We start from the raw sequence: 10,321 nt of genomic DNA on the forward strand, positions 1-10,321 counted from the left end.
ACCGCGTGCGCACGCCCCCCGCCACACCCACGGCCAACTCCGCACCCACGACCACCGCCACACCCACGCCCGACTCCACACCCACGACCACCGCCACACCCACGGTCAACCCACCACGGGACGGCTCCGACTACACCGCACGGCACCTCATGGCCCTGGAAGGACTTGAGGCCGTGCGCAAGCGCCCCGGCATGTACGTCGGCTCCAGCGACAGCCGGGGCCTGACGCACTGCCTGTGGGAGATCATCGACAACTCCGTGGACGAGGCCCTGGGCGGGTACTGCGACCGCGTCGAGGTCGTCCTGCACGAGGACGGCTCGGTCGAGGTCGCCGACAACGGCCGCGGCATCCCTGTCGATGTCGAGCCCCGCACCGGCCTGTCCGGCGTCGAGATCGCCTACACCAAGCTGCACGCCGGCGGGAAGTTCGGCGGCGGCTCCTACGCGGCCTCCGGCGGCCTGCACGGCGTCGGCGCCTGCGTGGTCAACGCCCTCTCCGCGCGACTCGACATCGAGATCGACCGGCACGGCCACACCCACGCCATGAGCTTCCACCGCGGCACCCCCGGCAGGTACGCCGGCCCGGGACCCGACGCCCCCTTCACCCCGGCCCCGGGCCTGCGTCGAACGACCGAGATTCCCGCGTCGCGCACGGGCACCCGGGTGCGTTACTGGGCCGACCAGCGGATCTTCCCGCCGGACGCTCGGCTCCGCCTCGACGCGCTGCACCAACGGGCCCGCCAGACGGCCTTCCTGGTGCCGGGCCTGACCCTCGTCGTCCGGGACGCGTACGGCCTCGGCCCGGACGGCGGCACGGGCGAGGAGTCCTTCCGTTTCGACGGTGGGGTCGGCGAGTTCTGCGCGTACCTCACCGGCGACAGGCCCCTGTGCGACGTGCTCCGCCTCACCGGCCGGGGCACGTTCCGGGAGGCCGTCCCGGTCCTGGACGAGCACGGCCGTTCGACGCCCGCCGAGGTCAGCCGCGAACTCGGCGTGGACGTGGCCCTGTGCTGGGGCACCGGCTACGACACGACCGTGAAGTCCTTCGTCAACGTCATCGCCACGCCCAAGGGCGGCACCCATGTCGCCGGTTTCGAGCAGGCCGTCACCCGGACGGTGAACGAGGCCCTGCGCGCCAGGAAGCTGCTGCGCGTCGCCGAGGCCGACGTCGTCAGGGACGACGCCCTTGAGGGCCTCACCGCCGTGGTGACCGTGCGGCTGGCCGAGCCGCAGTTCGAGGGCCAGACCAAGGAGGTGCTCGGCACGTCGGCCGCCCGCCGCGTCGTGCACCAGGTGGTCGCGAGGGAGTTGGCGGCGTTCCTCACGTCCACCAGACGCGACACCTCGGCCCAGGCCCGTGCCGTGCTGGACAAGGTCGTCGCCGCCGCCCGCACGCGTGTCGCGGCCCGCCAGCACAGGGAGGTCCAGCGCCGGAAGACCGCCCTCCAGTCCTCCGCGCTGCCGGCCAAGCTCGCCGACTGTCGCAGCGGCGACACCGACCGCGGCGAACTGTTCATCGTCGAGGGTGACTCCGCCCTGGGGACGGCCAAGCTCGCCCGGAACTCCGAGTTCCAGGCGCTGCTGCCGATCCGGGGCAAGATCCTGAACGTGCGGCGCTCGTCGGCGGCCGACATGCTGCGCAACGCCGAGTGCGGCGCGATCATCCAGGTCATCGGTGCGGGCTCGGGCCGCACCTTCGATCTGGACCAGGCCCGTTACGGCAGGATCATCATGATGACCGACGCCGACGTGGACGGCTCCCACATCCGCTGCCTGCTGCTCACGCTGTTCCACCGCTGCATGCGGCCGATGGTCGAGGCCGGCCGGGTCTTCGCCGCGGTCCCGCCACTGCACCGCGTCGAGATCACCCAGCCCGGGAAGGGCCGGGACAGGTACGTCTACACCTACTCCGACCGCGAACTGCGGGACACACTCGCGGAGTTGCGACGCCAGGGCGTCCGGTACAGGGACTCGATCCAGCGCTACAAGGGGCTCGGCGAGATGGACGCCGACCAACTGGCGGCGACCACGATGGACCCGCGCCGCCGCACCCTGCGCCGGATCAACCTCTCCGACCTGGACGCCGCGGAGCGCGTCTTCGACCTGCTGATGGGCAACGACGTGGCGCCGCGCAAGGAGTTCATCGCCGGCTCGGCGGCGACGCTGGACCGGTCGCGCATCGACGCGTAGCCACCGCGCGGGCGTACGTACGGGCAGCGCGCGTGCGACCCCGGGGGAGCCTGGCGGGCAGGGCCACGGCCGCCCCCGCACGAGCGGCGGGCTCCGCGCGCCACGGCCCCCGGGGACCCGCCGCACCTCCCACGATCACGCGAACAAAGCGGACACGCCCTGTCCTCATGGCCTGCCATCGTGGGCCCGTGCATCACGACGAGAACAACCAGGAAGAACCCGGCCCCCCGACCGCCTCGCCCCGCTCCCGCCGGGCCGGCGGCCGGGCCGGCCGCCCCGCCGCGCGCACGGCCGCCGTGCCGCGCCCGGTGGCGGCCGGGAGCAGCGGTGACGCGCGGGCGGTGGAGGGGCCGCGATGACCGTGCTGGACACCCGGGCGCTCAACCGCGCCACGCTCGCCCGGCAGTTGCTCCTCGACCGCGCCGACCTGCCGGCCATCGACGCCGTCGCGCACCTGGGCGGCCTCCAGGCCCAGGAGCCGCAGGAACCCTTCGTCGGGCTGTGGTCCCGGCTGCGCGCGTTCGACCCCCACGCGCTCTCGGACCTGCTGACCGAGCGACGCGTGGTACGCACCCACCTCATGCGCCGCACGGTGCACCTGGTCACCGCGGACGACGCGCTGGCCTGGCGGGCGCGGCACGACGCCATGCTCCGGCAGCGGTCCGTCGGGGCCTACCGTCGCGAACTCGCCGGAGTGGACCTCGACGCGCTCGCGGCGGCGGGCCGCGCCCTGTTGGCCGACGGCGAGCCGTGTTCGATGGCCGACCTCGGCCGGGCGCTGGCCGAACGGTGGCCCGAGCCGGGGCCACGGGCGCTCGGCGAGGTGGTCATCGCCGCGCTCGTCCCGGTGGCGCAGATGCCGCCGCGCGGGCTGTGGCGCGTCCGGGCGGGGGTGCGCAACGCGCCGCTCGCGTCCTGGCTCGGCCGCGAGGTGGACCCGCTGCCGCGCACCGGCTCGGACCCGGTCGGCCAGGCGCTGGTGCGGCGCTACCTGGCCGCGTTCGGGCCCGCCGCCTCCGCCGACGTGCGCGCCTGGTGCGGCCTGGCCGGACTGCCGACCGCCCTCGCGGCCCTACGGGACGAGCTGGTCACCTTCCGCGACGAGCGCGGCCGGGAACTGCTCGACCTCCCCGGCGCGCCACGCCCCGACCCCGAGACACCCGCGCCGGTGCGGTTCCTGCCCGCCTTCGACAACGCCGTCCTCGGCTACCACGACCGCGGCCGGATCATCGACGACGCCCACCGTGGCCTGTCTGTCACCGGCGCCCGCTTCGTCCTGCTGGACGGCCGGGTCGCCGCCACGTGGAGCGTTCGGGACGGCACGGTCACGGTCACCCCGCTGCGGGCCTTCTCGCGAGCCGACCGTACCGCCGTGGCCGAACAGGCCGCCGCGCTCGCCTCGTTCCTCGCCGACGGCGAGCGCCACGGATTCGAGATCGAGGCGTCTCCCCGCTGAGCGATCCCCGTGGCCCGCTCCTGCCCCCCGTACGGTGAGGGGACGGCCGAACGCGACGGAAAAGGGCCCGGCGGCCCCTGGGTGGGGTCGCCGGGCCCGTCGCGCGGTCAGCGGCTCACAGGCCGGCCAGCCGCTCGAAGGGGAATGGCGGCTGGGCCAGTGGGCGTACGGCGAGCCGGGTCAGCGGCAGGGCGTTGTCGTCGCCCGCCGTGCGGTTGGCGTGCAGCACGCCGCAGCCGGTGCACCGGTGGATGATCACCCACTCGCCGTCACCGCGCACGGTGATGGCCAGCGGCTCCATCCGGGCGCCGCAGTCGGCGGCCCGGTCGCCCGGGGTGGTGTCGAGGTGTCGGCTCCACAGGCAGTGCGGGCAGTGGTTGCGATGGCTGGTGCCCACGGCGCTCAGGGAGATGTCGAGGCCGCAGTGGAGACAACGGAACGAGGTGGCGTTCCGGGAGCGGCCGTGTGCGGCGCGCTCCCGCTTGCTGGGTCGGGTCATGCGAGGGGACTCCTGGCAGTGTGCGTCACGTGCGAAGCGTGTCGCGCGCGCCGAGGTGCGGCACGTCGCGAACGCGGTCCAGGGGCGGCCGGGTTGGCCGCCGCGAGGTACGCCGCTCGCGTAGGGGAGTCCGCGCGGAGCCGGTCAGCCTCGACCGGGCCGAACGCGTCGGCCGGGTCCAGACGTCACCGGTGCGGACCGTCCTCGTACGCGAGATCCGTTCCGCGACGCCCTGGGCATACAACACCACCTCTTCGGAGGGCCCGACGCCGTGCCGGTGCCCCTTGCCACGCCCATGGAAACCGCTGCGCGGGCCGGCGCACAACCGATTTCCGTCCGCCGAGCCACGCGGGGGCCGCCGGCGGGTGGCGCGGACACCCCCGCGAACAAGCGGGGCCCTGCCCTCCGCCATACCGCCCCTGACCTGGCCGTACCGGAATCCGACCCCCCGCAACGCCACACGGCGGCAACACACCAGATGCCTACCAACGCTTTCAAGTCCTTTTGTTTCAGGAGCACTTGGCTTTTCCGCCACACTCGCGGGTGGGTGCCGCGATCCGGCACATACTCGCCTGTGCACGCACTTGATGTGAGGGGCCTGTGGGGCCCTTCTCGTGAGCTGTCCTCATTGGGGGGAAAGTTGCGTACAGGAAGAAGAGCTGTGTGGGGCGCGGGGGTGGCCGTCGTTGCCGCCACCGCGCTCGCGGCGGGGTTGACCACCCCGACCGCTGTGGCGCGGGAAGGTTCCGCCGCCACGACAGACGGCAAGCGGACGGGCCAGGAGCGCGGGGCCGGCGGTGCCCGCACCTGGGTCACCCTCGTCACCGGTGATCGGGTCGCGGTCGATGCCAAGGGCAACCCGGTCGCCATCCGGCCGGCCGAGGGGCGCGAGCGCATCCCGGTACAGGTGGAGCGGCGGGGCGGGCACGCGTACGTGATCCCGCTCGACGCGCGTCGCCTGATCTCGCGGGGCACGGTGGACCGGCGGTTGTTCGACGTCACCACGCTGAGCCGGCCGGAGTACGTGGCCAGCCAGCGTGAGGGGGTGCGGCTCATCGTCGCTTACCAGGGCGAGCGGCCCGCCGCCAAGGCGAAGCTGCGGGCCGCCGAGGGCCTGGAACTGCGGCGTGCGCTTCCGGTGCTGGGCGCCGATGCGGTGACGGCCTCGCCCGAGCACGCCACGGCTGCCTGGGAGGCGCTGACCGACACGTCCCGGGGCGCCTCACACCGTACGGCGGCCCCCGGGGTGGCGAAGGTGTGGCTGGACGGTATCCGCAAGGCCACGCTCGACAAGAGCGTGCCGCAGATCGGCGCGCCCGCAGCGTGGAAGGCGGGCTTCGACGGCAAGGGCACCAAGATCGCCGTCTTGGACACCGGTGTCGACCAGACGCACCCGGACCTGGCTGGCCAGCAGGTCGCCGAGAAGAACTTCACGGACGCCGTCGACACCAAGGACCGGGTGGGTCACGGCACGCACGTGGCGTCCATCGCGGCCGGTACCGGCGCCAAGTCCGGCGGCAAGTACCGGGGTGTCGCCTCCGGTGCGAAGATCCTCGATGGCAAGGTCCTGGACGACGAGGGGTCCGGCGAGGATTCGGGCATCATCGCGGGCCTGGAGTGGGCGGCGGCCCAGAAGGCCGACGTGGTCAACCTCAGCCTCGGCGGGACGGACCAGCCCGGCCTCGACCCGCTGGAGACCGCGGTCAACAAGCTCTCGGCCGAGAAGGGCATCCTCTTCGCCATCTCGGCGGGCAACGAGGGTGACTTCGGTGCCGGCACCGTCGGCTCCCCGGGCAGCGCGGACGCCGCGTTGACCGTGGGTGCCGTCGACAAGAAGGACAAGCTGGCCAGCTTCTCCAGCCGGGGCCCCCGGGTGGGGGACAGTGCCGTCAAGCCCGATGTGACCGCGCCCGGGGTGGACATCGGCGCGGCGGCGGCGCCCGGCAGCCAGATCGCCGAGGGAGGCACCCCGGTCGCTGACGGCTACGTGGCGGTCTCCGGTACCTCCATGTCCGCTCCGCACGCCGCGGGCGCCGGTGCGATCCTGGCCCAGCAGCACCCGGACTGGAGCGGAGCGCGGATCAAGGCCGCGCTGGTCGGTTCCACGACCCCGGGCCCGTACACCGTCTTCGAACAGGGCGCCGGCCGTATCGACCTGCGCAAGGCCATCACGCAGACGGTGGTCGCCGAGCCGGTCTCGCTCTCCTTCGGCAAGCAGCAGTGGCCGCACACCGACGACAAGCCACAGTCCGGGGAGCTGACCTACCGCAACCTGGGCGACAAGCCGGTCACCGTGGACGTGGCGCTGACCGGTACGGGCCCTGACGGGAAGCCCGCCCCGGCCGGCTTCTTCACCGCCAGAGACAAGCGGCTCACGATTGCGGCGGGCGGTACGGCGACCACCTCCGTGACCGTCGACACCCGGCTGGGTGGCACCGTGGACGGCTCGTACAGCGCGCAGGTGACCGCGACGGGTGGTGGGCAGACCGTGCGCACCGCCGCCGGGGTGGAGCGCGAGGTCGAGTCGTACGACGTGACCCTCAAGCACGTCGGGCGGGACGGCAAGCCCGCACAGACCTTCAGCAGCGCGCTGGACGGGATCAGCGGCCTCGGCACTGGCCAGACCTTCGGTGTCGACGACACCAGCAGGGACGGCAAGGTCCGGGTCCCCAAGGGCCGTTACCTGCTCACCGGCTCGATCAGCGGCAGCGACGAGAGCATCGACTGGATCAACCAGCCCAAGCTGGTCGTCGACAGGAACACCACGGCGACCCTCGACGCCCGCACCACCAAGCCCGTCGACCTGACCGTTCCGGTCCGGGACGCCACCTCGCTGCTCGCCTACGCGGAGATCGGTGTCACCGGGGAGAACGTGTCCTTCGGCTACGGCTACCTGCTGGACTCCTTCGCGAAGTTCAGGACCGCGCACCTCGGCCCCGCCGTCCCGGCCGGCGAGCTGACGCAGAAGTTCACCAGCAGCTTCCAGCGGGCGGGGAACGGCCCCACGTACCACGTGGCCTACGGCGGTTCCGTCACCAAGGCGCCGACCGGGTTCGTCCGGCACGCCAAGCCCGCTGACCTCGCCAAGATCACCGCAAAGCTGGGCGCCCCTGCCCCGAAGAAGACGGGCGCCCTGTACGTCCTCCCTGTCATCGGCAATTCGGGTAGCTGGGTGGTCGGCATCCCCGCCAAGTTGCCGCACACCGCGACCATCTACGTCAACGGCAAGGGGCCGCGGTGGGCGGTGGGCCTTGAGCAGCACAGCGCCGAGGAAGAATACGAGGCCGACTACAACACCGACGAACTCCGGCTGGCCCCGGGCAAGTCCTACTCCCAGCAGCTCAACGTCGGCGTGTTCGGGCCCAAGGTGAGCGCGAACGAGGGCCTCTTCCGCGACGGCAACGACCTGTACGGCGTCCTTCCGCTCTTCGCCGACGGCAGGAACAACACCGGCTACACGGCCACCGACAAGGTGCGGACGACCCTCTACCGCAACGGCAAGAAGGTCGGTAGCAACACCGATCCGCTCATCGGTGGCGAGGCGTTCACGGTGCCGGCCGGAGCGGCCAACTACAAGCTCAGCACCTCGGTCAGCCGTGGCACGGTCGCCAACGTCTCCACCAAGGTCACCGGTAGTTGGACCTTCTCCTCGAAGAAGACCACCGGCGAGGTGAAGCTGCCGACCTCGGTGGTGCGCTTCACTCCCACCCTGGCGCTGGACAGCACCGCCAAGGCGGGGGCGACGGTCAAGGTCCCGGTCACGGTGCAGGGATCGGCCGCCGGTAAAAACCTCAAGTCGCTCGCGGTGTACGTCAGTTACGACAAGGGCGCGCACTGGAAGAAGCTGGCCGTCAGCGGTGGCAAGGTGACCGTGAAGAACCCGGGCGCTGGCAAGAGCGTCTCGTTCAAGGCGAACGCCAGCGACAAGCAGGGCAACACGGTGAACCAGGCCATCTACGACGCCTACCGCACCCGGTAACACCCGCTCGTCCCACGCCCGGTAACACCTCGGGCACCAGCGCACCGGCCCGTCGGGAGCGTCATCCCGGCGGGCCGGTGCCGTCGCGTGTGCGGCGCGGGGTCGGCACGCGGGGTCGGCAACTGAAAGGCTGGCAGCGTGCGACTGTTGGATGATCCTGAGCACGTCGGCCGGCCGGCGCCCGAGGTGCTGCCCGTAACGCTGCGCGCGCGGCTCGGGCTGGTCGCGGCCGTCGCCGCGCTGGTCGTCGCCGTCATCGGCGTCTGGTACGCGGGCGACGGCGGGCCGGGCTGGGTGGACGCGCGGTTCTCGGTGGCGGCGGAGGACGTGCCGCCCCGGTGGCGGTCCGTCGCGCTGGCCGTCGACTTCTGGGGGGAGCCCGCCGGGGCGGCCACGCTGGTCGGCCTCGCCGTGGCGGGCTGCCTGGTGCTGCGGTGGCCGCGCGCGGCGGTGCTCGTCGTGGTCGGCGTCGGGCTGGCCGTGGCGACGACGCGGCTGCTCAAGCCGCTGGTGGGGCGCACCATCCACGGTGACAACCTGTCCTACCCGAGCGGGCACACCGCCTTCGGTACCGCCTTCGCCCTCGTGGTGGCGCTGCTCGTGGCCGGCCGGCTCCGGCTCGGCACGACGGCCGGCACCCTCCTCGCGCTCACCCCGACGCTGGTCGCCGGCGCCGCGATGGGGTGGGCGCAGGTCGCGCTGGGCGCGCACTACCCGACCGACGTGCTCGGCGGCTGGTGCGCGGCGCTCGCGGTGGTGCCGGCGACGGCGTGGCTGGTCGACCGGGCGGCCGACACCGTACGGCGAAAGCGCGGTTGACGGCCCCTACGCCAACCGCCGGAAGACCGGCTTCACCGGCCGCCCCGCCAGCCAGGGCGTGGGGTCGCCGGCGTCCAGCGCCTTCCGGTACACCGCGCACGCCTGGGCCACCACGTCCACGGTGCGGTCGACGTCGGCGTCGCTGAGCGCGCTGCTCACCACGAACGACGGGGCCAGCACCCCGCCCGTGATGAGCTGGCGCAGGAACAGGGTGCGGTACTCCTGCGAGGGCCGCAGGTCCGCGTCGAGGGTGGCGAAGACCAGGTTGCTGGCCCGGCCCCGGACGAGAAGGTGGTCGCCGACGCCCGCGCCGGCCGCCGCGTCCCGGACGCCGGCGGCCAACCGCTCGCCGATGGCGTGCAGGCGCGCGGTGACGCCCTCCTCGACGTAGGTGGTCAGCACGGCCATCGCGGCGGCCAGCGCGTGCGTCTCCGCGCCGTGCGTGGTGGACAGCAGGAACACCCGGTCGCCGGGGTGGCGCAGCCCGCCGCGCTCCATGAGGTCGCGGCGCCCGGCCAGCGCGGCGACGGCGAACCCGTTGCCCAGCGCCTTGCCGAAGGTGGACAGGTCGGGCACGACGCCGTACAGGCCCTGGGCGCCCGCCTCGGACCAGCGGAAACCGGTGATCATCTCGTCGAAGACCAGGACGCAGCCGTGCCGGTCGGCCAGCGCGCGCAGCCCGGCGAGGTAATCGGCAGTGGGGTCTCCCCCGCTCGAACGAAGTGGAGAGCTTGGGGAAGGCCCGGTCTGGCTGGCGGGTTCGAGGATCAGGCAGGCGATCTGCCCCTGGTGGCGGGCGAGCACCTGCTCGGTGGCCGCCAGGTCCGCGTACGGGAAGGTGACGGTGAGTTCGGTGGTCGCGGCCGGCACGCCGGCGGACATCGGTGTGGTGCCGATGAACCAGTCGTCGACCGAGAAGAACGGGTGCGCGTCGCAGACGGCCACCAGCGGGCGCCCGGTGACGGCGCGGGCCAGCCGCACGGCGGCGGTGGTGGCGTCGGAGCCGTTCTTCGCGAACTTCACCATCTCGGCGGTCGGTACCGTGGCCAGGAAGCGCTCGGCGGCCTCCACCTCCACGATGGACGGGCGGACGAAGTTGCTGCCTCGGTCCAGTTCCCGCCGCACCGCCTCCACCACGCGCGGGTGGGCGTGGCCGAGGCTGACCGACCGCAGCCCCGAGCCGTACTCGACGTAGCGGTTGCCGTCGACGTCCCACACGTGGGCACCGCGGCCGTGGCTGATGACCGGGGCCAGGTCCGCGGGGTACTGGTCGTCGCCCTTGGCGTAGGTGTGCGCGCCGCCGGGGACCAGGGCGTGCAGCCGCTCGTTGGCCGCGCGCGACCGGGGCAACGGGAACTCTTCGGCTGGAGCGACCACAG

General features: G+C 73.1%; 6 protein-coding genes. 4 read left to right on the top strand and 2 right to left on the bottom strand.

Features of this window, described 5'->3' with window-relative positions; translation table 11 throughout:
* The first annotated feature begins 5 nt into the window (after nt 1-5).
* Nucleotides 6-2,189 (top strand): DNA gyrase/topoisomerase IV subunit B, encoded by a 2,184-nt coding sequence (locus H7H31_RS29365; protein WP_232110135.1) that lies wholly within the window; start codon nt 6-8, stop codon nt 2,187-2,189.
* A 355-nt stretch (nt 2,190-2,544) separates the two neighbouring features.
* A complete protein-coding gene (locus H7H31_RS29370) occupies nt 2,545-3,645 on the top strand; it encodes a winged helix DNA-binding domain-containing protein (RefSeq protein WP_187118124.1) in 1,101 nt (366 codons plus the stop codon).
* Nucleotides 3,646-3,760: 115 nt separating this feature from the next.
* Here the strand turns inward: H7H31_RS29370 and H7H31_RS29375 are convergent, their stop codons facing one another.
* Nucleotides 3,761-4,144, bottom strand: a complete 384-nt coding sequence (locus H7H31_RS29375; RefSeq protein WP_187085851.1) for an RNHCP domain-containing protein — start codon at nt 4,142-4,144, stop codon at nt 3,761-3,763.
* Nucleotides 4,145-4,820: 676 nt separating this feature from the next.
* Between H7H31_RS29375 and H7H31_RS29380 the strand changes: the two genes are divergently transcribed.
* Both H7H31_RS29380 and H7H31_RS29385 read left to right on the top strand, forming a co-directional pair.
* Nucleotides 4,821-8,123, top strand: a complete 3,303-nt coding sequence (locus tag H7H31_RS29380; protein ID WP_232110136.1) for a S8 family serine peptidase — start codon at nt 4,821-4,823, stop codon at nt 8,121-8,123.
* 147 nt (nt 8,124-8,270) lie between these two features.
* Nucleotides 8,271-8,942, top strand: a complete 672-nt coding sequence (locus H7H31_RS29385) for a phosphatase PAP2 family protein (RefSeq protein ID WP_187118126.1) — start codon at nt 8,271-8,273, stop codon at nt 8,940-8,942.
* 6 nt (nt 8,943-8,948) lie between these two features.
* Here H7H31_RS29385 and H7H31_RS29390 read toward each other — a convergent pair whose 3' ends face one another.
* The gene (locus tag H7H31_RS29390) at nt 8,949-10,319 is read right to left on the bottom strand and encodes a glutamate-1-semialdehyde 2,1-aminomutase (RefSeq protein WP_187118127.1); all 1,371 of its coding nucleotides are present in this window, start codon (nt 10,317-10,319) and stop codon (nt 8,949-8,951) included.
* Between the last annotated feature and the right edge of the window lie 2 nt (nt 10,320-10,321).

The organism is Streptomyces buecherae, assembly GCF_014295035.1.
Classification (GTDB): domain Bacteria; phylum Actinomycetota; class Actinomycetes; order Streptomycetales; family Streptomycetaceae; genus Streptomyces; species Streptomyces youssoufiensis.